Annotated in this window: 1 protein-coding gene; it reads right to left on the bottom strand. The window is 73.0% G+C overall.

From position 1 onward, the window contains the following. The coding region (gene mnmC2 / locus A612_RS01930) for a tRNA (5-methylaminomethyl-2-thiouridine)(34)-methyltransferase MnmC2 (RefSeq protein ID WP_040435632.1) at positions 1–582 on the bottom strand (582 nt) is incomplete at both ends.

The following is a 582-nucleotide window of genomic DNA, read 5'->3' as shown; positions in this document are numbered from 1 at the left end:
GGCCGGCCGGGGCGCGGCTGCCAGGGCGGATCGAAGACGGCCTGCAGGTTTTCGCGTTTCGGGTGGACGCCCGGGACCTTGTGCACCACAAAACCGCACTGGGCGAGGGTCTCGCGCACGCTGCGCGCCACGCTCCAGGTGGCCAGGCGCGTGCCGCGCCGACAGCAGCGCGCCACGGCCCGCAGCGTGTGGACGCTCCACATCTCCGGGTTGCGCTCCGGGCTGAAGCCGTCCAGGTACACGGAGTCGGCGCTGGGTTGCTGCTGGCGCAGCATCGCCTGGGCATCGCCGACCAGCAGCGTGAGCAGCACCCGCCCGCCCTCGAAGGACAGGCGATGCACCCCCGGCAGCAAGCCCCAGAACTGCTCTGCCAGCTGCCGGGCCAGCGGCCGCAGTTGCGGATCATCGGGTGCGGCGCGCAGCAGATCCTCGGCCCGCACCGGCCAGCCCTCGCAGGAGACGAAGTGCAAGATGCGCGGGCGCTGCGGGTCGGCGCGCCACGCGGCCCAGGTGACGAGGAAATTCAGCCCCAGGCCAAACCCCGTCTCCAGGATGCGCCACCGTGGCTGGCCGGCCCAGGCC

The organism is Melaminivora alkalimesophila (genome assembly GCF_000282995.1).
GTDB lineage: Bacteria > Pseudomonadota > Gammaproteobacteria > Burkholderiales > Burkholderiaceae_C > Melaminivora > Melaminivora alkalimesophila.
This window is presented reverse-complemented; position numbering and strand designations above follow the sequence as displayed.